14 protein-coding genes and 1 tRNA gene are annotated in these 24,846 nt (G+C 35.7%); 4 read left to right on the forward strand and 11 right to left on the reverse strand.

The window, feature by feature from the left end:
* Positions 1-3 precede the first annotated feature (3 nt).
* From J3U14_RS00785 to J3U14_RS00800, 4 genes are all read right to left on the reverse strand, one after another.
* Positions 4-5,049 carry an autotransporter outer membrane beta-barrel domain-containing protein gene (locus J3U14_RS00785; RefSeq protein ID WP_267351237.1) on the reverse strand — a complete coding sequence of 1,682 codons (5,046 nt, stop codon included), beginning with the start codon at positions 5,047-5,049 and terminating at the stop codon, positions 4-6.
* A gap of 406 nt (positions 5,050-5,455) precedes the next feature.
* On the reverse strand, positions 5,456-6,061 hold the full coding sequence (locus J3U14_RS00790) for a TetR/AcrR family transcriptional regulator (RefSeq protein WP_220216702.1): 606 nt from the start codon (positions 6,059-6,061) through the stop codon (positions 5,456-5,458).
* A 255-nt stretch (positions 6,062-6,316) separates the two neighbouring features.
* Positions 6,317-7,567: a serine/threonine transporter SstT gene (gene sstT / locus J3U14_RS00795; RefSeq protein WP_267351241.1), complete on the reverse strand. Its 1,251-nt coding sequence runs from the start codon at positions 7,565-7,567 to the stop codon at positions 6,317-6,319.
* A gap of 352 nt (positions 7,568-7,919) precedes the next feature.
* Positions 7,920-13,094 carry an autotransporter outer membrane beta-barrel domain-containing protein gene (locus tag J3U14_RS00800; protein ID WP_267351243.1) on the reverse strand — a complete coding sequence of 1,725 codons (5,175 nt, stop codon included), beginning with the start codon at positions 13,092-13,094 and terminating at the stop codon, positions 7,920-7,922.
* A gap of 730 nt (positions 13,095-13,824) precedes the next feature.
* On the opposite strand from J3U14_RS00800, the gene J3U14_RS00805 reads away from it, so the two are divergent.
* From J3U14_RS00805 to J3U14_RS00815, 3 genes are read left to right on the forward strand one after another with little or no spacing between them, the layout of a single operon-like run.
* On the forward strand, positions 13,825-14,976 hold the full coding sequence (locus J3U14_RS00805) for a hypothetical protein (protein WP_267351245.1): 1,152 nt from the start codon (positions 13,825-13,827) through the stop codon (positions 14,974-14,976).
* Positions 14,976-16,346, forward strand: coding sequence for a DUF6384 family protein (locus J3U14_RS00810; RefSeq protein ID WP_267351246.1), 1,371 nt, complete (start codon positions 14,976-14,978; stop codon positions 16,344-16,346). The genes J3U14_RS00805 and J3U14_RS00810 overlap by 1 nt, the downstream gene beginning before the upstream one ends.
* A gap of 3 nt (positions 16,347-16,349) precedes the next feature.
* Entirely contained in the window at positions 16,350-17,705 is a 1,356-nt protein-coding gene (locus J3U14_RS00815; RefSeq protein WP_267351248.1) for a hypothetical protein, read from the forward strand.
* A gap of 269 nt (positions 17,706-17,974) precedes the next feature.
* Here the strand turns inward: J3U14_RS00815 and J3U14_RS00820 are convergent.
* The 4 genes from J3U14_RS00820 to J3U14_RS00835 form a co-directional block, all read right to left on the reverse strand.
* Positions 17,975-18,050, reverse strand: a tRNA-Gly gene (locus J3U14_RS00820).
* Positions 18,051-18,122: 72 nt separating this feature from the next.
* Positions 18,123-18,380, reverse strand: coding sequence for a DUF1145 domain-containing protein (locus J3U14_RS00825; RefSeq protein ID WP_267351250.1), 258 nt, complete (start codon positions 18,378-18,380; stop codon positions 18,123-18,125).
* Positions 18,380-18,943 carry a 16S rRNA (guanine(966)-N(2))-methyltransferase RsmD gene (gene rsmD, locus J3U14_RS00830; protein WP_267351251.1) on the reverse strand — a complete coding sequence of 188 codons (564 nt, stop codon included), beginning with the start codon at positions 18,941-18,943 and terminating at the stop codon, positions 18,380-18,382. The genes J3U14_RS00825 and rsmD overlap by 1 nt, the downstream gene beginning before the upstream one ends.
* Positions 18,944-18,956: 13 nt before the next feature.
* The gene (locus J3U14_RS00835; RefSeq protein WP_267351252.1) at positions 18,957-21,500 is read right to left on the reverse strand and encodes a penicillin-binding protein 1A; all 2,544 of its coding nucleotides are present in this window, start codon (positions 21,498-21,500) and stop codon (positions 18,957-18,959) included.
* A gap of 412 nt (positions 21,501-21,912) precedes the next feature.
* Here J3U14_RS00835 and J3U14_RS00840 point away from each other — a divergent pair, with 412 nt between their 5' ends.
* Positions 21,913-22,317: a protein YgfX gene (locus tag J3U14_RS00840; RefSeq protein ID WP_267351253.1), complete on the forward strand. Its 405-nt coding sequence runs from the start codon at positions 21,913-21,915 to the stop codon at positions 22,315-22,317.
* Positions 22,318-22,354: 37 nt separating this feature from the next.
* Here J3U14_RS00840 and tusA read toward each other — a convergent pair whose 3' ends face one another.
* From tusA to J3U14_RS00855, 3 genes are all read right to left on the reverse strand, one after another.
* Positions 22,355-22,594: a sulfurtransferase TusA gene (tusA, locus tag J3U14_RS00845; RefSeq protein WP_411597448.1), complete on the reverse strand. Its 240-nt coding sequence runs from the start codon at positions 22,592-22,594 to the stop codon at positions 22,355-22,357.
* 8 nt (positions 22,595-22,602) lie between these two features.
* Entirely contained in the window at positions 22,603-23,418 is an 816-nt protein-coding gene (locus tag J3U14_RS00850) for a Cof-type HAD-IIB family hydrolase (RefSeq protein WP_267351257.1), read from the reverse strand.
* 122 nt (positions 23,419-23,540) lie between these two features.
* A complete protein-coding gene (locus J3U14_RS00855; protein ID WP_267351259.1) occupies positions 23,541-24,836 on the reverse strand; it encodes a secretin N-terminal domain-containing protein in 1,296 nt (431 codons plus the stop codon).
* Between the last annotated feature and the right edge of the window lie 10 nt (positions 24,837-24,846).

The following is a 24,846-nucleotide window of genomic DNA, read 5'->3' on the forward strand; positions in this document are numbered from 1 at the left end:
AATTTACCAGTTGGCTTTGAGGCCTATTGACCCATTTATTGGGGCTTTGACTCTGGCATTGCCACCATTTGACCAAGTGTGACCCAATTCACCGTAGGCGGTAAATTGCGTGTTGATGTCAACGCTTCCACCAATCGCTAATTCAGTACTGGTATGTGACGCACCACTACGGATTGTCTTGGTGTAACTTGGTGTAGCAAAGTGGGTACGATCAGCACCATTTGGCGAATAGAACAGGTTTACTCGCGCATAGGGTCGTAACGTGCCAAAATCCATAGCAAAATCGTTTTCGATTCTACCCCCAATACGGAATAGCCAAGCATTATTATTACTATGTTTGACGGTTGTGTTACCTTTTATATGGCTTTTATCTAAATCGAGCCATTGGTGTATAATCTGTACTTGAGGCTCTAGCTTCCAACCCATATCACTGAATTTAAACGGTTTACCTAATTCGATTGAAGCGGTGGCGCCATAGCCTTTTTGTTTGCTGTTGGTGTTACTGTTTGGTTTGATATTGATTTTATGTCGTGCAGCTTGCACCACTAAATCCAGATAACTGCCGTCATCATGCGTGTAAGTCCCATAAGCACCAATAAAATACGTGTTAGTCGTATTTTTTCCAACATGTCCATTTACACCACTAGCAAACCCGTTAACTTTTAAGTCACCGTATAGATAACCAAAATAAGCGCCTATACGCCAATCATTATCTTGCCAGATATCACTACCTAATTGTATACCGGTGTAATTTCCTTTGCTGTGAGTATTCAATACACCGTTCTGTTTGATATCGTTACGTGCTGCAATGAATCTACCCCATGTGTTAGTGACATCGTTGCTTGGCGTATTACCTATGCGTTGGTGTAGATTGCTGAGCATGATAATATCCGCTTGACGTAATTGCTCACTCACCGCTGAATAAAGTGGGGCTTCTTTTCGGTAAGTTAAGCGTTTGTTGTTGGTATTATGCTTTTCTTCTTTTTGATGATTTGAATCAATAATAGGGTTCAAATCGTGATTATTTTCATCATTGTTAGAATCAGTTGTTCCCGGATTATTTTCTTCATTCTTTGAATGAGTATTATTCTTGTCGGTATTTTGATCTTCATATAGGTTGTCCAAATAGGAGCGTAAATACCAATTATCATTTTGCTTATTGAGATCACCTTTATAAAGATAATATTCAAAAGCGCCGACATCTAAATGTCCACCTTGCAAATTGAATGCGTCATTGGTACTACTGCCTGTCACATTCACCACTTTAATGCCATTTGTATTTGTGGTGTCCGCCCCAATTCCATTGACATTATTTATCTGTAATTGTGTTTGTCCAGTTACATGACCATTCACATTTAATCTATCGGTATCACTTTCACTACCTTGTACCACGGTATCCAGTATTAATTTACCATTGTTGCCGACATAGTCACCGTTAATTATTAAATTTTCGCCAGCCTTTGAATTACTCAGCGTTATGGTACCTGCGTTATTGATGGTACCGTTTACCGTAGCTTGATTTAATGATGTTTGTAATTTCAAAACAGAATCAGCGTTTAAGGTAAGGTTTTGAGTATCTAAATCGCCTGTTAATGTAAATGTTATCGCTTGCCCTACATTGATATTTTCCCAATTTAGCACAGATACATCGCCACTACGCCCCGTACTTGTTGATGATCCTGTCATATCTTGGTAAAGATTCAGTGTATCGGTTGACGATGATTGTGAACTGCGCATTGTATCACTACCACCATCAATAATCGTGAGGTCGGTAATATTCGCATTTTTATGAATGGTGAGGGTATCATTACCCGTTCCAAGTAGGATTTGTCCACTGATTTTTGAACCATCATTAAGAGTAATTATCGCATCACTAATTTCATTTTTAATTGATGCGCCTATTAGGGCTGAAACATCCGATCCTGCATTAAGATTGATATAGGTTTTTGTCCCAACATTACCTGATGAGTAAATGCCAGCACCAGGAAGGTTAAGTTGATTTTGCCCCTTACCAACTACCGTGCCTGCGATATCAATTTTAGTTATGCCTGTCCCGTTATTGGTGACATTAATCCCACTATTTAGTCCAATTATGCTACCAGCCTTTTGAGATAAGATGAGATCGCTTGATGTATTGCCGTTTTTAACTAGTATTCCCGAACCGTTATCACCATTAATATTTCCTGATACAGTAATAGATGAAATCCCTGTTCCTAAATTACTCACATTGATACCATTATCTGAACTGGTTACGCTACTGGTTGCCTTTTGTTCAATATATAAATGTTGAGCTTTATTTTTATTGGACGCTGAGATCGCATCTCCACGCCCTGCTTGAATGTTACCTTCGACAGTAATGCTTGTCGATCCTAATCCTTGGTTAGTCAGATTTATCCCATTTTTACTTCCTTGAATATGTGCCTGATTTTGGAGCGAAAAGATCAGATCTTTTGTTGTAACATCATTAGCCACAATGATTGCATCTAAAGAATGGCTTAGGACCGATCCATTAATGTTAATAGAGGTTGAACCACGACCTTTATTCACTAAATTGATGCCATTGAGTTGTCCTGTAATGGTGGCATTATTATCAAGTATTACCGATAAATCATTAGCGGTTGAATCATTTGAAGCAACGATTGCATCATAAGTTGAACCGGTTACATTACCGGTTAATGTTATATAAGATGATCCTTCACCTTTGTTGGTAATATTAATACCGTTTTTTTGGCCTGTAATGTTACCTTGTATATGATTTATCTTCATATCTGTTGTATGGACATCGTTAACAGCATATAACCCATCGTATTTTGCACCGATTACATCTCCCGACGTGGTAATGTTGGTTTCACCAAGACCACTGTTTGCCATATTGATACCGTTTAATGCACCATAAATATTTCCTGATGATTGCTTAACGGTTAGATCATGTGAATTGGCGCCATTTAAGGCGTACATACCGTCATTTTTCTGTCCTTTTATCACGCCTGATGTTGAAATAGAAGTCGATCCATTACCATGATTGGCAATGTTGATCCCATTGGCATTCCCGTTAATGATGCCTGCCGATTGTGTAATAGATAAATTTTGAGTGTTTGATTGATTCGCCGCATATAAACCGTCGTTATTATTGCCTAATACTTCGCCTGAGGTGGTAATAGTGGTTGAACCTTTACCGCTATTGGCCATGTTTATGCCATTTAAATTACCAGAAATTTTTCCACCTTTTTGGTTGACGGTGATGTTTTGTGTGTTGATATCATTAAAGGCATACATACCATCATTATTTTTCCCAATGACTTCACCCGATGTGGTAATTTGGGTTGAACCGTTGCCTTTGTTCGCCATGTTTATGCCATTTTTATTACCTTGAATACTTCCGTCTGATTGTTCGACGGTGAGATGCTGAGTGGTAGTATCATTAAGGGCAAACATACCATCATTTTGGTTGCCTAACACTTTTCCTTGTGTGGTTATGAATGTGGATCCCTTTCCTTTATTAGCAAGATTAATCCCGTTCGTATTGCCACTGATTTTGCCACCGTTTTGTTTAATCGTCAGATCTTGCGTGTTGACATCATTCGCCACATACATGCCATCATTATTTTCGCCTATGACATCACCCACTGAGTTAATGGTGGTTGATCCGTTTCCTTGGTTGGCAAGATTGATGCCATTAAGCTTGCCATTTATAGTGCCCCCAGATTGATGCACAGTAAGGTCATGCGTATTGTTACCGTTATAGGAGTATAGCCCATCATTTTCAGTACCAATAATATTACCTAAGGTGGTGATAAAGGTTGAGCCTTTACCATTATTCGCCATATTGATCCCGTTTTGCTTACCTTGAATCTTGCCGGATAACTGATTAAGTGTGAGGTCATGGGCATTGGCATGATTAGCATTGAATAACCCGTCATTTTGATCACCAATGACATCACCTGAAGTCGTAACCAGTGTTGAACCGTTACCATTATTTGTCATGTTAATACCATTTGTACTACCATGAATCGTGCCTTCTAATTGGTTAACGGTGAGATCTTCTGTATTTTCTTTGTTGACGACAAACATGCCATTTGCTGTTTGACCTTCAACACTTCCTGATGCATTAATCAACGTCGATCCTATACCGTTGTTTATAATATTGACACCATTTGCGTGGCCTTTAATACTACTGCCATTCATTTGTGTAACGGTGATGTCTTTGGCTGTGGTATCATTAAATATGTAAATTCCTTCATGTTGGCTACCAATGACTTCGCCAGAGGTAGTGACCGTTGTCGAGCCCGTTCCGCTATTGTTTGCATAAATACCATTTGTTCTGCCCGATATACTTCCTATCAGTTGGATAACCTTAAGATCCTTTGCACTTGTCGCATTATCAGCTTGTATTCCGTTGGCTGCTTCACCAACAACGCGTCCAGAAGTGGTTAGTGTTGTGGTTCCGTTACCTTTATTCTCGACTTTAATCCCATTTTTTTTACCCTGAATGCTACTGTTACCCATTTGTGATACTTTTAAATCTTTTGTGGTTTCGGTATTGTTTACCGCGAGCCCATTCTCAGCTTTTCCTGTAATCACGCCTGATAGCATGATGTTACTTGAACCAATACCGCCGTGAGTAATATTTACTCCACTGGCTTCACCAGTTATGGAGCCAGCCGCTTGGTTAAAAGTAAAATCACTGGTGTTACTGTCGGTTGTGTAATCGTATCCATCATTCGAGTTGGTAATATCGTTTGATATAGTGATGTTTTTTGAGGTGGCAAAAATACTTATGCCAGCGCTGTGATTAATAAAATTCTGTAGAGGATTACCGCTGTATGGCAAGTTTAATGATTGATTAATATTATGTTTTTGTGAAACAATTGCATTATTTAAATCGTTTGCCGTGTCACTTGCATAACTGTAATGTGTTAATACAAAACTCAAACTGACAACAGTAAGCAATTTGACCGAAAAACTTTTACCTTTTGATTGGGTATTTTCCGAAGTTGGTACATAACTTTGACGTACTGCATCCCAAATAAGCCTATAAATTTTGTTCATTATTTCCTCTCACTTAATCAGAGATATTTATATTTATGTAAAATATAGCTTTTAATTTAAATGAAAATGCTGATAGAAAATTAACCAACGAATATTTTGTTTTTAATGTAACGAGATACAAAAAACTTATGAAAATTTAATGCATTATGTAAAGATATTTATGAATAAAAATAAAATTGCGTTATTTACAAATAAAATGATGAAACGAAGTACAAGGTGGAAAGATTGTATATTGAATTTATCGATTATTTTTTGCTTGAAAAGATAGTACGATAATTCGCTATTATTTGTATCATATTGCCTAGTGATAGGCAATCAAAATAATATAAATTGTCTTTTAAAGGTTATTTAAGCGTGCGTAACATGAATTGGTTAGGAGGGAATAAATCAAAATTAACCATTGGTATTATTGAATTATTTTATCTAAAAAAAGTTGAATAAACAGATCTAAAGGTGCCGATTTTTTTATTAATTTACTACGAGTTACGGCGCCTTCCCAACCAATCCAAAAAAATTCTGCAAGGGCTTTACAGTTTACCGCTGAACTCAGTTCTCCGCATTGTTGTGCCTGTAATAAACAGTGTTCTAGTTTGGTCTGCCAATTTTGTAAAATCTGTTCAAGTAGTTGTGCATACCCTTCCGGTAATAACGATTCTTCTTGGATTAGTTCGCCAATTAAGCAACCACGATTAAAATCATATTTTGCCATGCCTTGTTTAGCATCTTCATAAAAAGCTTTGATTCTAGCGAGTGGTGATGATATCAAGCTGTCGGTTAGATGTTTATCTAATTTATGACTAAAAAAGCTATCATAAGACGCGATAATGGCTCGCCCAAAATCTTCTTTACTTTTGAAGTAGTAATAAAATGACCCTTTGGGTACACCAACCTGTTTCAATATGCTTTCTAGATTTGAGGATAGGTAGCCATAAGTTGTCATTAACGCCATGCCACTACGGATCAATGCTGCTTTAGTGTCGTTACCTTTTTTTGAGAATGACTGTGTTGACATAGTGATTTATAGGGGGTTGTCAAATTGTTAAAAAGATTCTCATAATAATGAGTCGTTTTAATAAAAGCAATCTTATTGTGCATGTGGGTTATAGACACCAAAATGAATGGTGTCACATAACATTGTTAAAATGTGACTTTCATCGCTTAGCATGATAATGGTTAGATTATCATGCTTTTGGGAGGTATTGAAGCAGTGAAGTATTTTGTTTGATTAACTGATTGTTTAAATAATCCTTCATTAAAAAATAAGATGTTAATTTAATGCCGATTGTTTCTTTTGCGCTGCTGATGATACAGCACCGATAAACACCACATCGCTGGAGGAATTTAATGCGGTTTCAACGGAGTCTTGAATGACACCTATTGCAATGCCAATACCAATTACATTTGCTGAAATTTCATTCGGTATGCCAAACATACTACAGGCAACCGGAATAAGAAGCAGTGAGCCACCGGCAATACCTGATGCACCACAAGCACATATAGAAGTAATAATACAGAGTAGAAGTGCGGAGTAGATATCGACATGGATATTCGCACTTGCTGGCATTGAGTTGACAGTGGCAAGTGTCAAAACGGTTATGGTGATTGCCGCCCCAGACATATTAATCGCAGCACCAAGTGGCACAGCAACCGAATAGGTATCTTCATCCATTTTATATTTTTTACAGATTTCAATATTAACAGGAATATTGGCGGCAGAGCTACGGGTAAAAAAGGCGGGGATCGCACTTTCTTTTAAAGATGTAAATACTAATGGATAAGGGTTTTTACGCATAACTAGAAATGCGAGTAGGGGATTAATCACTAATGCAACAATCAGCATACAAGCGACTAAAACAATCAGTAAATGCGCATATTTTAATAATTCGCCAAAGCCTGTTTTTGCCAGTGTTGATGCTACAAGTCCAAATACACCTAAAGGCGCAAAACGGATGATAATTCTCACAATAAATGAGATAGCATAAGATAAATCGCTCATCATGGTTTTGGTTGTTTCACTTGAGTGCCTTAAGGCTAAACCAATGCCCACACCCCATATAATTAAGCCAATATAGTTGGCGTTGATAAGGGCACTAACTGGATTATCGATCATCTTTTCTAATAAAGTTTTTAATACCGCAGAAATGCCATTAGGTGGAGTAAAGGTTAAATTTTCAAGTGTATCACCAAATGAGATTTGCGACGGAAATAGAAAACTGGCAACCGTGGCTAATAATGCTGCTAACATCATTCCAGTCAAATAAAGTGCAATTAAGGGTTTCATGTTTGCTTGCTTGCCTTGTTGGTGATTGGCAATTGAGGCAATAACGAGAATCAATACTAATATTGGCGCAACGGATTTAAGCGCATTGATAAATAGTTCTCCAATCAAAGACATATCTAAGGCGGTTTCTTTTGAGACGGCAGCCAAAATAATGCCTAAAATTAATCCTAATAGTATCTGTGGTATTAATCCTACTTTCAGATAGAAACGAACTAATGGATTGGATGATTGACTCATAATTGTTTTCCTATTTTGAAACAAAATCTGTATAACAAGCCGAAACAGTACCATAATTCATTAGTATCTTTATAGAAAATAATCATTATCATAATGTTTTTTTATATAGCGCTTGAGATAATTATTAAGATTAATTACGCAGTGATGTGAAAGCGATTTTAAATCGTTGCTAGAAGACGATAATTAATATCACAAAGTCTAAAAATGTATTTTTAGTTTTTATCGATTTGTAAGCGTGATTGGATGAATGATTGGGGCTAAATTATAAAAGTAGTAAACAAATTTCAAGATAAAACCGATAGCAACAACGTTATCGGTTTTATCTGTTTTTGAATTAGGATGCTCAGTAATATTACCAGTTGGCTTTAATACCTATTGAACTACTGAAAGGCGCTTTAACTCTTGCTTTTCCACCATTAGTCCACGTATGCCCAACTTCAGTGTAAATACTCATTTGATTGTTTAATTCATAACTGCCACCGAGTGCAATTTCTGAGCTGAGGTATTTTGCGCCATTACTGAATTTTGTTGATGCACTCTGGCTGGCAAAGTTAATACGATCGGCACCATTAGGTGAATAGAATAAATTCGCCCTTGCATAGGGACGTAAAATACCGGTTTCGGTTTGGAATAGACCTTCCATTCGACCACCAACACGGAATAACCATTTATTGATATGACTCTGTTTAATTTTAGTGTTTCCACTCACATGACTATCATCCAAATTTAACCATTGGTGAATGATTTGAGCTTGTGGTTCTAACTTCCAGCCACTATCCGATAAGTTTAAGGGTTTGCCTGTTTCGATCGATGCACTGAAACCGTATCCTTTTTGTTTGCTGTTTTTATTTCCATTCGGTTTTACATCGGTATGATGATGCGCACCTTGTAAAACAATATCCACATATGTGCCATTGTCTTGCATATAGGTACCATATGCACCTAAAAAGTATGAATCGATTTTGTTACTTCCCACTCGACCATTTTTTCCACTCGCAAAGCCATCAACACTTAAATCTCCACGTAAATAACCAAAATAAGCCCCCATACGCCATTCTTTATTCTGCAAAATATCACTACCTAACTGTAAGCCTGTATAATTCCCTTTGCTATGCGCGTTAGCTATACCGCTCTGTTGTAAATTGATCCGTTTATTGATGAATCGGCCCCAAGTCATCGGTGAATCTAAAAATGGCGTATTGCCGATACGTTGGTGCATATTGCCTTGCATAATATTATCAGCTTGACGTAATAGGGCGGGAATGGCAGCAAACATTGGGACTTCTTTTCGGTATGTTATTGTTCCAGGGGTTACATTAGGATCTTGCGGGTCAGGGTCGATAATCGGGTCGGTAGGTTCTGTATGGTTATCTGGATTGTTCGGGTTATCCGGATTAGTTGGATTAGTCGGATTTTCGGGGTTGGTTGGGTTGTCCGGATTGATTGGTTGCTCTGGATCTTTAATCAAAAATGATCGTAAATACCAATTATTATTTTGTTTATTAATATCGCCTTTATATAGGATATATTCGTAAGCACCCACATCGATATGTTGATTTTCAATGCTAAATGCATCATTCGTGCTCGTACCATCAACATGAACGACTTCAATGCCATTGGTATTACCTGTATCCGCACCTAATCCATTAATATTATTGATGCTGATAAATGTATTGCCCGATGTGTTACCGTTTACAATCAATTTATCTGTTGGACTATTACTATCTTGAACAACGGTGTCGAGTATTAATTTACCATTATTACCTATGTAATCACCACTTATTGTCATGTTATCGCCGGCAAAAGTGTTTCTTAAAGTGATTGTTCCACCATTGTAGACGTTACCATTAACTTTAACTTGATGAAGAGAAGGGTGCAGGTCAACTACAGCACCAGATTCAAGCGTTAGCTTGTTGGTGTTAAGATCACCGGTTAATGTTAATCTACCTGTATTTTTAAGTGTGATATCTTCCCAATTATAAATAGCAACATTATTAATGGCACCATCAGAGGTTGAAGAACCTGTAAGATGTAAATTCAGTATGAGCGTATCAAGTTCAGATGCGCGCCTGATTTGATTTTTTTTCTCGCTACCATCAATGATAGTGAGTGCAGAAATATCGGCACCTTGATTCATGATCAAGGTATCATTGCCCGAACCTAATCTGATTTCTCCACTTACTTTAGAACCATTATTTAGTGAGACGATGGAATCGGTTGATTCATTTCTTATCGCAATATTATTTGCTGATGAAACATCAGCACCTTGATTAAGATTAATATAGGTTTTCGCGTTTTCTTTACCTGAAGTATAAATACCATTCCCAGATACATTATCTTGGCTAATCACTTTGCCCGATATATCAATTTGCGTGAAGCCTGAACCATTATTTATCGCTTTAATACCACTATCAAAACCTGAGATTACGCCATTTAATTGATTAATGGTCATATCGGTTGCTGTTTCTCCATTAATTAAATGAATTCCTGAACCCATGTTAGCTGTAATATTTGATGAAGATGATAATGAGGTAAAGCCTTTTCCTTCATTTAGGGCATTAATACCATTATCAAAACTTTTAATATTACCAGACGATTCAATTTTGAGGTTTTGTGTCAAATTTTTATTTACCACGAAAATACCATTACCACCATTAGAAAGAATTGAACCTTCATTAACAATATGCGTAAATCCACGTCCCTGATTGGTGAGGTAAACACCATTTAAAGCGCCTTCTATATTGCCTTCTTTCTCTTGTTTAAACGAAAGATTGTTCGTGTTGGTATCATTAACCACAAGGACAGCATCTCGGGTTTGGCTATTTATTTTCCCTGCCACTTTTAATCCTGTTGAACCTTGTCCATTATTTAATAAATTAACGCCGTTAATATATCCCTTAATTTCACTGTTTTTTATCTGTCCAAATATCAAATTATTGGTTGAAGACTGTCCTATAACTTCTACTCCATCAAGCGAGTTACCGGTAACGTTACTGGCTATACTGACTAGGGTTGAACGTGTTCCATTGTTGAGCATTTTTATGCCATTTAATTTACCATTAATTTCGCCAGATGATTGAATCACGGTCAGATCTTTAGCATGAGAATTATTGATAGCATTAATACCATGACCTTCTAATCCATTAACCTTGCCTAATGTGGTAATGGTACTGGAATTTTGACCATTATTTATAATATTAATGCCATGATTTGATCCTGTGATATTGCCGTCTAATTGACCAATTTTTATTTCTTGTGTATTATCATTTCCTAATGCATAAATGCCGTCTTCTTGACCGCCAACAATATCTCCAGATGAATTAATTGATGTTGATCCTGTTCCATTATTTTCAATGTAAACGCCATAAATTAACCCTTTAATCAATCCCGATGTTTGCGAAACAACAAAGTTAGTACTTGATTGATCATTCAATGCATGAATACCATTTTTTTGGCTACCAACCACATCACCCGATGAAATTATTGATGTTGAGCCACTGCCTTTATTTTGTATATTGATTCCATTTAGATATCCATTAATGCTACCTTTCGTTTGCATAACATTCAAATCATGTGTATGAATATCGTTAATTGCATATATACCATCATTTTCTTCACCACTTACACTGCCTGAAGTTGTTATATAGGTTGAGCCATTACCAGAATTGTTATAATTGATACCATTCTCTTTTCCTTGAATCATACCCGAAGATTGTTTAGCGGTTAGATTTTTAGTATTAGTATGATTATTAACAAATAAACCATCTTTACTATCGCCAGTAACGTTGCCAGCTACAGTGATAGAGCTTGAACCATTACCGTTATTATCAAGATAAACACCATAGTTTTTTCCAGAAATGTTTCCAAGTGACTGAATCAAATTAATATCTTTCGCATTGTTATAATTTATCGAATAGATACCACTTGATGAGCTTGAGGTTATTTCACCTGCAGTTGTAATTAGCGTTGTGCCATTACCCATATTGAAAGTTTCAATCCCATTTAAATTCCCATGGATTGTACCGGATGCTTGGTTTATGGTGATATCATGCGTATTAGTATCATTCTGAACAGATATTCCGCTTAAATTTTGTCCTGTTACGTTACCAGAAGTGGTTATCAGTGTTGAATTTGTGCCGCGATTTTGAGCAAAAATACCAATAGTGTAACCAATAATATTGCCTTTCAATTGATTGATAGTTAATTCTTGAGTATTTGCAGCGCCAAAAGCGGCTATACCATTTGATTGTTGACCAATAATATCCCCATTGGCTGTAATTGACATAGCATCATTACCAGTGTGGATTAAATTAATACCTTGATGATAGCCAGTTATACTGCCTTTTAATTGGTTAAATGTAAGTTTTTTGGTATTGTTTAAATTATCGATTAATATCCCATCTCCTTCCTGACTAATAATATCCCCTGACGTGGTTACGACTGTTGAACCATTACCATAGTTTTCCAATTTCATACCGTGGGATTGACTAGTGATATGTCCATTAGACTGGGTAACTGTTAAATCATGAGTATTGTAATCATTATGAGCGAATATGCCATATTGTGTTTGTGCTGTTATGTTTCCAGCCGTTGTGATTGTAGTTGAACCGTTGCCTGCATTATTAGCAAAAATCCCATTTAGAGCACCTTTGATTGAACCGCCATATTGACCAATAGTAATATCACTTGCGTTTGAATTGTTGATTCCGTAGACTCCATCTCCTGAGTCAGAAATGACTTCTCCCGATGTTGAGATGTTCAATGAACCTTTACCATTATGCATAGCTCTAATCGCTAATATACCATGAATGACGCCAGCCGATTGCGTGATATTTAAACCTTTAGTATCAACGTTATTTTCCACATTAATAGCAATCCCCTTATCAGCGATCACGGATTCTGAGGTGGTAATTGTTGTTACCCCACGCCCGTTATTTATTGCCTGGATACCAAATTCTTGTCCATGAATATTAGCACCAACTAATTCTGTAATATTTAAATCTTGGGCATCAATTGCATGTGTGACTTGTATCCCCGCATTTGTCTTTCCAATAACACTGCCAGAAATGGTAAGATTTGTAGAGCCTTTACCATTATGATTGATGTTAATGCCATATTTACCGCCAATGATTTCACCCGCTGGCTGATTCACAGTTAAATTATCGACATCAGAACTACTTGAGTAATCATAACCATCGTCATTCGATTCAATATGATTTGGCAGTGTGATTTCCACCGAATTGTTTAAGTTAGTTATTGAGTAAGGATATTGAAAATATTTTGGAGTTTGCTGGCTAACTTGATGATTGTCGTATGGTTGTTGATCACTCTGCTGCTGGCAATTCGTATTACTGTCTGAAAGATTATCAATACATTGTGCATAGCTTATGGAAATCGAGGCTAACGTTAATGTTGTTATTGACAGTAAATTGGTGAAAAATAATTTACTCTTAGATTGTGCTTTTTCTGAAGTTACGATAAAAGCTTGACGCTGTGCATTCCATACCAACTTATATATTTTATTCATGGTAATCTCTCATTTATATTAACAATTAAACAGAACTCTGAATCGACAGAGCAAATAGTTGAAAATGACAGCTGAGAACTCATTACGTGAATCTGGCAATTATGTTAAAAAACAAAGAGGGCTTAATTTTTTGAACATATACCTACTTATATAACTAATAATTGGAAACGATTTTTTTGACTAGCAACAGATTATTGTTAATGCTAAATATGAAAACAGTTTATATTACTAAAAATGGGAAAGTGTAAAATTGTAATTTGTTTGTTTTTTTACTTAAAGAAATAAAACTAAAAAAGAAGTAACTTAGCTTTTTTTACCATATAGCAATAAAATTGGCAATCAAAAAATAAGCAATCATGATTAGTTAAATTGTTTACTTTTGATATTCATTTAAATAGTTTATTTTTTTTATCCAATAGATTGAATCCATTTTCTTAGTCATTTTTTTATAAAAAAATTAACTGCCACCTTATTGTCAGCGATAGCCAATTACTCCCATTCTCAAAATGGCGATATGTCAAAACATAAATTACATCTTTGCTCATATTTTTGAAATATATTGGGAATATTATGCCAAAAACGGGGGTTGCGTTTTTATTATTAAATTTGAATTATTAACCTTTAATTAAAACTAATCTCAAATTGTGATTAGTTTTTTATTAAGATATAATTCAATCAGCTCGCTTAAGCGATTAATATTAAAGATAAAATGGTTAAAGGAATAAAAAGGATGTCTAGTCAGGTTGTTTCATATGTAGATAGAGCTGTACAATTGTTAAATAAAATCGGAATTATGATTAAACCTCAAGCCGATGCGCCGATTTTAAAACTATTAGATAATATTGCTGAAATTGATAAAAATCGTATTATTGCCATTGCGCGAACACTTCAACAGCAAAGTGCATTTAATGAAGTGGTTCGGGAGCAAATAGACGGTGTACACGTTTCAGATCGCTATACCAAAATTGTCAGCCATTTTGACAGTATTCGTACGGATATGGAAAAAATGTTGGGTTGGCTAGATGACGGTAAATTAGATTTTATCGAAAAAATCAAAATGGGTTGGATGACATTTCAACGCGGTTCTATTCCAGATCGATTTAACTTGATTAAGAAAACCTATTTAGAGGTTTCGAAAGAAACTGGCAATCAGGTTCAACGTGAACATGTTATTTTAAATGCTTATCAAGATTTCCGTTTTGGCTTAAAACAAGCTCAAATTGTTGCGCACGAAGTATTGCAAATTGCTACTGCTCGCCTTGATGACTGCAAACAAAAATTAACAGAGGCTATTGCTGAAGTTGATAATTTTAATGTTGATGATCCTGTCGCACGTGCTCGTCTAGAACTTTTACGAGATGAAGCATTACGTAATGTTCAACAAGAAGATAGTCGTTATCAAATTGTGTTAGATCTCGCCAATAATTTAACTGTTTCTTATAATTCTGCCGAAGCAGTCTTTGCCCGATTACAGCAAACCACTTCTGTGAAAGAACGTGTTTATCAACAAAGTGTTAGCTTTTTTTCAACCAACGAAATTGTATTTACTGCTTTAAGTGCTTCAATTACTTCATTAACAGGATTAAGTGAAAGTACGAAAACCTTAGAGGCAATGAAAGAAGGTATGAGTAAAGGTATTGAAAGCATTGCGACTTCTGGTAATAAACAACTAGAAGAAGGTTTAAAAGCAGGTTATGGCTCAACCATTAAAGCGGATTCATTGCGAGCTTTGGTCGAATCAATTGTAAATTACCAAGAATCAAGCCAACAATTAATTGCCGAACTCAGAAATGAGTCGATTGATAACGCCAAAGAAATAGATCGGATTGTTGAAGAAGGAAAACAACGCTTTAATAATATCATTTTGAAGGTTGAGGGTTGATGCAGGATATTAAACTGAGTGATCAATTAGGTGCAATGGCAATAATTGATGAGCTTTACCAAAAACAGCAACTGTTACTTGAGCATTTGGATCGCGATAAATTACGGAGTAATTTAAAAGAAAGTATTAAATCCTACTATCAAGCTAAAGGGCAAATTGTCGATAATCAAATCATTGAAGAAGGCATTAATCGATGGTTTGATCATCGATTACGTTTTAATGCTCCTAAGCGTTCTTGGTTTCAGCATTTGTTGGTACGCTGTTATATTAAAAGAAAGGCGATATCAATAGTTGTCGGTGTTATTTTGTTTTTATCTGTCATAGTGGTTTACAGTAAATTAAGTGTGACAAAAGATATCAAAGCCAACATCGATAATTATTATAGTCAGATTTTAATGTCTAAAAACACCTTAACTGAGTTAAAAAATCAGTTTACCAAAATTGATAATTATCCTATTCATTATGCACAGATTCCCGCCAAAAAATTAAAAGCTTCTATTGCAAGTCTGCTTAATCAAGATTTAATTCCGACGTTGGTTAAACCAACGGTTGCTGGTTCTTTTATTACCGAAAGTGAACAAGAAACATATAATAAATTTAAGCAAGCCAGTCTTACCGTAAGTGATAAATTATCTGAAATACGTTTGCAAATGAAAACGTTAAATACATTGCTTGAAGATGATAGACGATTAGCAGAATTAATTAAAAGTGACCAATTTATCAAGGAAAGTAAGCAATATCCTGTATTACAACATGAGGTTGATTCAGTTATTGACAATCTGAATCAAGGACAACAGGTTGTCGATTTTAGTCAAATTGAAATGCTCTACAATTCTATTGATAGGGCAAAGGCGATAGCAAATAAAATCCAAGCTGATAATAATCAATTTTTAGCACTTAATGTGCCTGATTCGGATATGAGGCCTGTGCTTGCATTACAAGATGTGTTACAAGCAGATTTAAAAAATCTCAGTTTTGATAATGTAGAAAACTATCAAAAAATGATAGCTTATTATCTTAAGCTTGCTCAAACTAATTTGACGTTAACGATTGTTGATAACCCGTATTATAAATCGGGTGTTGAGCGGACACATGAAAACACGAATGGAAAATCTTGGTACATTATTGTTACTCCAACATTGCCTAATGGAGATACCACTTCGCTATGGGTAAAAAGTATTGAAACGGGCGAAACAGAATTTGTGGATATGTTTGGTCAACAGGTAACTGAAAAAGCCTATAATAGTGTCAGAGCAGATAAAATTGATGATGGGCATATTGATAATAACCAATTATGCAATAAACCGAAAGGACGTTTAATGTTTATTTGCCCAAATTCGGTTAAGTCAGGACGGATTTTGGAGTGGTAAAAAATGCAACCTAAAAAGATTGAAAGAAATATTGAGGATAAACTTTCGGGTGTAAATGTTTCATTAACAAAAGCGAAAAAAGAGTTGCAAGATTCTCGTCAAAAAATTGTGGATATGAAAAATGAACAGGTCGAAATATATCAAAAGATAGCAACGATTTATTTATTAGAATCGCCTAAAAATGATGATGTTCAGATTCAAAAGTTCATCCGACAATTACAAGAGTTATGCCGTAATTTAGAAGATAAATCGGGTCAATTAGATCATGTCATTGAAGACTATAATCAAAAAATGGCAGAAGTGCTGTTGCGATTAGATGAGCTAACAACAAAGAAGATTATGCAACTTGAAAGTGATGCTGATTATGTCTCGATTTTTAATCATTATAACGAAGCTAAATTAGCGTTAACCTCCGAAACAAAAAATTATAATGCATCTAAACAAGAATTTTTAACCAAATTAGCACAATATCATAAGAATCGTTATTACAACTATTTGGTTAATCGCCGATTTGGCGAAAGTAATTATAAAGCTTTTGGGATATTTCGTAAGTTAGATGCTTGGGTAGCCAGATTTGTCAATTTTTCTGAAAACTACAAAAATCAGATAATACTTGAGGCGTTAATAAAAGAGTCTAAATTGCGTTTTGAAAATAAAAAAAACGTCTACGAACAAATTTCGAAACAGAAAGAACAAAAAGAATATGAAGTTGAAAAAAGCTTAAAATTACCCGAGACAAAAATGGAATTAGCTCAAACTGAGCAAGATTTAGCAGATTATAAAAAACAAAAACTGGAGACTGAAAATACCTTAGAAGAAGTTCGAAAAGGCGAAAGTTTTCAGTTTAGGACAATTTCAAATCAACTTGCTAAATTGTTCCAAGAACAAACTTTTAATAAGTTAACGGATTTAACTTTGCAGACTCAATCGAAAGAAGATGATGCTTTGTTAGAAAGAATTTTAGAGCTAAACCAAAAAATTAAGGATACGGAAGCCTATCTTATCACGTTACTAAAAACGATTAGAGAACTGGAGAATACTTATCATCGCTTTGAACAAGCACTTTATATATTTAAAGAAAATAATATTCCGAGTTCTCTTTATGAATTTAATCTATCATCATCAAAACTTGATGATTTATTGAATAACTTATTCAATAGTCGTGTTTTTCCTGAAAGCATCATTCAAACACTGTTAGCCTATAGAGTAGTCAGACAAGAAACGCATTCTTCAGGTTGGTCAGTAAGTAGTTCATCTTCTAGCCGTTCTTCGTCAAGGAGTTCTTCTTCAAGAAGTAGTGGATTTAGATCGAGTTCCTCATCTGGTGGGGGTGGTTTTAAAACAACAAATAGTTTTTAGTTGTTTAGCAAACAAAATAATATTAGTAAAGCAAACGCTTGGCATTGCAGGCATACGACGATATATAGGGCAAAATAAATTGAGTTTTTATTTTGCTTTATTTTTGTTTGTCTTTTGAGAAAAGACAAAGTACATTTCACTTTACTAATAAGTAAAACATCTACGATTATCAAAAGGGAATTACACAGACAATATAATGGGTAATAATTATTAACACAATTAAATAATATAACAAACGGGTATGTATAGAGTTTTTATAAGGATGAAATTGGAGCGGGAAACGAGGTTCGAACTCGCGACCTCAACCTTGGCAAGGTTGCGCTCTACCAACTGAGCTATTCCCGCTTTTTGGAATTCTTCGTAAGAAGTGGTGAGCATTATACAAAAAATTTTTGAGGTCGCAAGATTTTTTTTTAACTATTTTTTATATTTCCAGCTAAGTGATTCAAAAAAACCAAAAATAAATAGTCTAAGTGGTTTAAATTTATCCTCTCGCTTTTCTTGATTGGTCATCGTTGAGTAAAGAATCCAAGCTTGTAAACCGTGCAAAAGCGTAAAAATGAGTAAACCTACATAGGCAACAACATTGGCTGGAGTTGGGTAGGGGTGGATTAAATTGACGAATAAAAATAGCCAAACTATAGAATAAAAAATCTTACCAAATAATATGAACATCAAATTTCTTCTCGTATAAATAGATAACTATGAACTTGACCGGCGGTTTTTTCGCGATGTAAATGCCAGTTATTCGGAATATAACTCAATACATTGTGATCGATTTCCGTCTCAATGTAGAGGTAGCATGAGGCGTTTAGCCAGTTATTTTTCTCAAGGTAGTTTACCGTATCGGCAACTAAACCTTGATGAAACGGGGGATCGATGAACACGATATCAAACTTTTTTTGGGCAGGTTTATTCAACCAATTTAAGGTGTCCGTATGGTAGATATCGATAGCATGACTTGCTATGAGCTGTTTATTTTTGTTGAGTTGGCTTGCGACTTGCTTGTCTTTTTCAAGTAACGTCACGCTTTTAGCCCCGCGTGAAGCGGCTTCGAATCCCAATGAACCACTACCTGAAAAACAATCCAGACAGGTGCTGTCATGAATAACTGGCATTAGCCAGTTAAACAGTGTTTCTTTAATGCGATCTGTGGTCGGACGCAACCCTTGCTTGTCAAGTACAGCTAATTTACGTCCTCGCCATTTTCCGCCAATTATTCTGATTGAACCATTCATTATCATACCTCAATTAGAATAGTTCAGAAATGTTACCGTCCGAATCTGTTGTTTCGGTACCGACTTCTTTAGTTGCATAACGGGTAGGCTCAGTGCCTTTAATAAAATATTCTGTCATGGTGTTTGCACCAGATTGTGGTAATAATCCTGTTTTTTGGTCGATTGTAACACTAATTACGTTTTCCGGTTGAACATCTGTAACAACTGGCACATCTTTTAATGCTTCTTTCATATAGTCAACCCATATTGGATTGGCCGTATTGGCTCCGCCTTCAGCGCGGAAGGTTTTTCCTAATTCACGACGATGATCGTCAAAACCCATCCATACAGTTGTGACAATATTGGCACCAAATCCAGAAAACCAAACATCTTTAGATGCATTGGTTGTCCCCGTTTTACCGCCTACATCTCGTCGACCTAAAGCTTTAACACGCCATGCTGTTCCTTGCCAATCTGAACCTCCAAATACCGTTGAACGTAACCCATCTTTCATAATGAAGGCAATATCACTACTTAATGTATGTGGTGCATAAATTGGTGTGATAGGCTTATTATTATTTTCATGATTAATTTCAATGTCAGGAATAATGATATTATCATCCGCTCGGAGATTCGCTTGTTCAGGCTCTTCACTGCCAGATTCATTGGTAGCATTTTCCACATCGTTATTAGTTTGAGGTGTTGAGTCAGTAATAATGAGATCATCTTGACAGTCGTGACAAGCGATAACAGGTTGATGTTGATAGATAATACTTTTATCACTTGTGTATTCAATCTTTTCAATTAGATAAGGGGTAATCAAATAGCCGCCATTAACGATAACAGAATACGCTCTTGCTACTTGTAAAGGCGTAAATGATGCAGAACCTAAAGCAAGCGATTCGTTATGCGAAATATTTTCTTTAGGAAAGCCAAATCGTTCTAAATAAGTGGCGGCATAGTCGATTCCAACCGCACGTAAGGCTCGTACCATCATGACATTTTTAGACATACCTAAACCAATGCGTAGACGTAAAGGGCCTGCGTATTGCGGTGGTGAGTTTTTGGGTTTCCAGGTCGTGCTGCCTGTTGTTCGAACAATCGGTGCATCATTAAGGAGTGTTGCCATTGTTAAGCCATGTTCTAACGTTGCAGTATAGATAAATGGCTTTATGTTTGAGCCTAATTGACGAAGTGCTTGCGTCGCACGGTTAAATTTACTGAGATTGAAATCAAAACCACCGACAATCGCTTTTATCGCACCATTTTCAGAATCCAATGAAACCAATGCCGCATTGACAGTGGGTAGTTGAGACAGTTCCCATAAGTCGTTAACTTTTCTCACCCAGATAAGCTGACCCGCTTTTAGCACATCTGATACTTTATGTGGATAAGCGCCTTGTTTATTATCATTGATGAATGGTCTTGCCCATTTCATGCCATCGAACAAAATCTCAACATGACTATTATCAGTTAAAACAATTGATGCTTGTTTATCCGTAGACTTCAGCACAACGGCTGGGCAGATTCCACTATAACAGGTGTATTTATTTAATGTTTCGAGGATTTTTGCGTCATCCCAAGCGGTTTCATTTTCTTTCCATAAAATTTTATTAGCACCACGATAACCATGTCGTTTGTCGTAATCAATGATCGATTTTTGTATTGATTCTGTTGCGGCAATTTGGTCTTGTTTTGAGATAGTTGTATAAACTTTATAACCGTCCGTATAGGCTTTTTCGCCAAATTTTTCAAACATAAATTGCCGTGCCATTTCAGCAATATAAGGAGCAGAAAAGGCGATCTGTGGAGAATGGTAACTGACATTTAAAGGTTTTTTTATGGCTTCATTGTATTCCGCTTGCGTAATGTAGGATTGATCTAACATTCGTCCCAATACCCAGTTACGTCTTGTTAATGCTTTATTAGGATGCGAAATTGGATTATATGCAGAAGGCGCATTCGGAAGACCAGCCAATAAAGCGGCTTCATCTAAAGTTAATTGATCAGGTGTTTTACCAAAAAAAGTATAGGAAGCTGCGGCAACACCATAAGCTCGTGAACCAAAGTTAATCATGTTTAAGTAAAGTGCCATGATCTCATCTTTGGACAGCTCTTTTTCCATGCGGATCGCTAAGATCATTTCTTTTACTTTTCGAGAAATACTTTTTTCAGAAGTTAAAAAGAAGTTTTTAGCAACTTGTTGAGTAATGGTACTTCCACCTTGTGAAAATCCTTTTTGTTTTAATCCGATATACATTGCGCGAATAATTCCGATTGGATCGATACCAAAGTGTTCATAAAATCGGGAATCTTCGGTGGCAATAACCGCATTAATAACCGTTTTAGGTATTTCATCATATTTAAGAGGCGTACGTCGACGTTCACCAAAAATCGCAATTAACTCACCATCCTTACTGAGTACTTGTAACGGTGTTTGTAATTGCACATCTTTTAGTGTAGCAACATCTGGTAGATCCTTTGAATAATAGGCGTAACCAGCTATACCGATGACTAAGCCACACAGTAAGCAACCAGCAAAAAATTTGAGAAAAAACTTTATTACTCTAACTAACATCACTAATCATTCCTACCTAATTGATTTAAGGTAAATTTGGAAATAATTAAAAAAACTCTATTTCCTGTAAGGTTTTTAACTTTTTTTAGGTCGATGAGTATATACTAATTATAGTAAATTGCATAAAACAAAAAGTGATAAGTCCCTTTGTTCGTTTTCAATACTGAGCACTCAATTTAATCGAACAACACAATAAAATACTCTTCCTAAAAATCATTCAATCATCTTTCAATTGCACATTAAAAATTTGATTTTAGTGTATCTATCGTAATTTTGAAGTTAACCATTTTAATAAATAACGATTTATCGTATACGATTCTATGTGCGTGTTGTTTCACAATTATTGATTAATTCTAAAATATTTCTAGCAAAGTATGAGAAAGTTAGACGTTATTATTTTTGGGTGATCATTATGTGGAGTACAAAACTTAAGCAATCTTACTTGCAAATCATCATTTCATCAAGTTTTTATTTATTGTTAATAATGGCTAGCCTATTTTTATTTGCCGATACCTCATTTAACGCCTATACATTTGTGGTGATCATTTTATTGATAGTTGAGTGGTGGCGCAGTCTTAGCTATTTTCAAACAATAACTGGTGAATTAGCTTTATTTCATCACATCAATCAGATTTATTGGCACAATCAGCGTTGGCATTTAATGCGAAAACCCTTAATACTTCGTTATAGTCTATTTTTGAATTTGAAATCAAGGCGAACAGGGCAACACTGTACCCTTTTTTTGATGAGCGATAATTTGACAACTCGCGATTGGCGAACACTTCGATATTATCTATATCAACTTGATTTTAATTGATAAACATATCTATCTTTAGCAACATGTTGACCTGCATTTAATGCGTTTTTTTTATCCAGTAATAGAAAGGTGGGCATTCAATTTGTGAACTTAATAGTTCATGATCCATATGCCGGCAAAAGCTGGGAATATCACGAGTTGTTGCTAAATCATCAGCAATCACAAGAAGAACTTGCCCAACAGCAAGCTCTCTCATCGTTTTGCGAACCATCATTATGGGTTCAGGGCAGCGTAATCCAATTGTGTTAAGTTCTTTGTCTGCTTTCATTTTTATCAATAATTTGGTTAGGGATTAATTGAAAAAAGTTTATCAAGATAATGCGGTACGGCATCATCAGCATTTGAACCAATCACTTCTAATTCAGGTAATTTTTGTCGTAAATCTGGCGTGGCGTTTTGCATTATACACCCTTTTCCAACCATTTTTAACATTTCATAATCATTCATGCCATCACCGAATGCAATACTATCGTTTAATGCTAATCCTAATTTATCGACCACTTTTTTTAACGCACTGCCTTTGGACACATTAGCGCCCATAATTTCAAGGCAATTTAATGATGAAAAGGCAATACTGACTTGATCGCCATACTTTTCATCAAGCCGATTTTTTAATTTGACTAAATGTGGATGAAGGGCATCATCACTTGTTGTGAAATAGATTTTAGCTATGTCATCTGTTTCAAAGTCAAAAGGATTAAAAAACTCATAAGTAAAGCGGCTTTCTTGATGAAAGCTAAGAGAATAGGCATCTTCTTTATTAATTAACCACTGATCACCTCGGTAAATATGGGTAAACACTAGTGGATCGTCAGTGCACTCTTGGGCAATTTGACTGGCGAGCGTCGGTTCGACATTTTGGCTAAAAATTAAGTTTCCATGACTATCATGAACTCGGGCGCCATTTGACGTTATCATGAATGCATCAATTTCCATATTTTCACGCATTTGCGCAACATCAATATGATGTCGCCCTGTAGCAAAAATAAAATGAATGCCTTTTTGACGTAATGCTTGCAAAACTTGTTTGGTATAAGGTGAAAGACTGTGTTCAGGCGTTAATAAGGTGCCATCTAAATCCGAAGCGACAACATGAAACATAATATTCTCTACTAGTGTAAAAAGTGAAAATCACAATGATTTAAAAAAACAATACTTTGAATCCTTTATTGACCTCAAAGTAAAAATATAAAATATAGGGTATGATACAACTCTGTACACATTTACTCAACTAATAGCGGTGTAATAAAAATGACTAATTCTCGCTTTTGTTGCTTTTTATTTTTGTACTTAAATAAACTACCGATAATAGGGACTTGGCTAACATAAGGTACATTATGATCGTTTTTGCTATTTATTTGATGAAAAATACCGCCAAGTATAATTGTTTCGCCACTTTTTACCTTGACTTGGGTTTTGATTTCTTGCGTATCTATAGCGAGGGCTTCACCGCCATCACTGCGTTTAATCGCTTGCCCAGCGGTGTTTTGAGTGATATGGAGATCTAAAATCATACTCTGTTCACCAATGATTTTAGGCGTCACTTCTAATCCTAAAACGGCTTGTTTGAACTCAATGGAAGTCGAGTTACTGCTACCGTTCGATACTTCGTAAGGAATTTCAGTGCCTTGTTTAATTGAAGCCATATTTTGATTGGCGGTCAGTAAGTTAGGACTGGCAATAATTTCAAGTTGATTTTCCGCCTGTAGTGCAGATAACTCTAAATTGAGTAAACTGCCAGACATTTTCGCAAGATTAAAGCCCAGATTAGCCGTTGAACTGGCAGCGCCCAATTTTACATCGAACTTATTGATTAACTGCGAAGGCTGCCCCACATAACCCCATTTAATCCCCAGTTCTGACATACTTTCATCACTCATATTGACAATATGAGCGGAAATATGGACTTGTGGTATTGCTTTGTCCAACAATGTGATAAGACTTTTAATCGCTGTCAATTTGGGGGGAATATCAGTGATGATCAGCGAGTTAGTCCGTTTATCAACAATCACTTTACCACGTTCAGACAATAGCGCTTGCTTATGGATGATATCCAATAATGTGTTCAGATCGGCATGCTCAATACGTATAGGTAAAGTATCTAAGGGTAAACGCTGTTCAAGTGATAATTTATCTAATCGTTGTTTTTGATTAATCTGTTCGGGATCTTCCGCTTTTGAAATAAATAAGATATTGTCCTCAATTTTGGCTTGTAAGTTAGCGCTATTGATTATAATCATTAATGCTTTATGCCAATCGACATTTTGAAGCTTAATAGTCTGTTTTTGTGCTATGTCTTCTGTCATAATCAAATTAAGTTGTTTACTGTCAGCTAATGCTTGCAAAATAATACCAATATCAGTTTGATAAAAATTTAACGTGATAAGTTCCGAATGGTTTATTTTAGATAATTGATTGTTAGTTGCTGAACTAGTATTGACTTGAGCAAGGAATAAAACAGTGCTAATAATTTGCCATTTTTTGAGGTGTTTTAATAAAAGATATCGGATGTTAGCCATACGTTAATTC

The sequence above is a fragment of the Gilliamella sp. B3801 genome, from assembly GCF_026536645.1.
GTDB lineage: Bacteria > Pseudomonadota > Gammaproteobacteria > Enterobacterales > Orbaceae > Gilliamella > Gilliamella apicola_I.

Coding starts and splice junctions, on each gene's coding strand:
- J3U14_RS00785 (WP_267351237.1), bottom strand. CDS start 5,049: ATGAACAAAATTTATAGGCTTATTTGGGATGCAGTACGTCAAAGTTAT.
- J3U14_RS00790 (WP_220216702.1), bottom strand. CDS start 6,061: ATGTCAACACAGTCATTCTCAAAAAAAGGTAACGACACTAAAGCAGCA.
- sstT (WP_267351241.1), bottom strand. CDS start 7,567: ATGAGTCAATCATCCAATCCATTAGTTCGTTTCTATCTGAAAGTAGGA.
- J3U14_RS00800 (WP_267351243.1), bottom strand. CDS start 13,094: ATGAATAAAATATATAAGTTGGTATGGAATGCACAGCGTCAAGCTTTT.
- J3U14_RS00805 (WP_267351245.1), top strand. CDS start 13,825: ATGTCTAGTCAGGTTGTTTCATATGTAGATAGAGCTGTACAATTGTTA.
- J3U14_RS00810 (WP_267351246.1), top strand. CDS start 14,976: ATGCAGGATATTAAACTGAGTGATCAATTAGGTGCAATGGCAATAATT.
- J3U14_RS00815 (WP_267351248.1), top strand. CDS start 16,350: ATGCAACCTAAAAAGATTGAAAGAAATATTGAGGATAAACTTTCGGGT.
- J3U14_RS00825 (WP_267351250.1), bottom strand. CDS start 18,380: ATGTTCATATTATTTGGTAAGATTTTTTATTCTATAGTTTGGCTATTT.
- rsmD (WP_267351251.1), bottom strand. CDS start 18,943: ATGAATGGTTCAATCAGAATAATTGGCGGAAAATGGCGAGGACGTAAA.
- J3U14_RS00835 (WP_267351252.1), bottom strand. CDS start 21,500: ATGTTAGTTAGAGTAATAAAGTTTTTTCTCAAATTTTTTGCTGGTTGC.
- J3U14_RS00840 (WP_267351253.1), top strand. CDS start 21,913: ATGTGGAGTACAAAACTTAAGCAATCTTACTTGCAAATCATCATTTCA.
- J3U14_RS00850 (WP_267351257.1), bottom strand. CDS start 23,418: ATGTTTCATGTTGTCGCTTCGGATTTAGATGGCACCTTATTAACGCCT.
- J3U14_RS00855 (WP_267351259.1), bottom strand. CDS start 24,836: ATGGCTAACATCCGATATCTTTTATTAAAACACCTCAAAAAATGGCAA.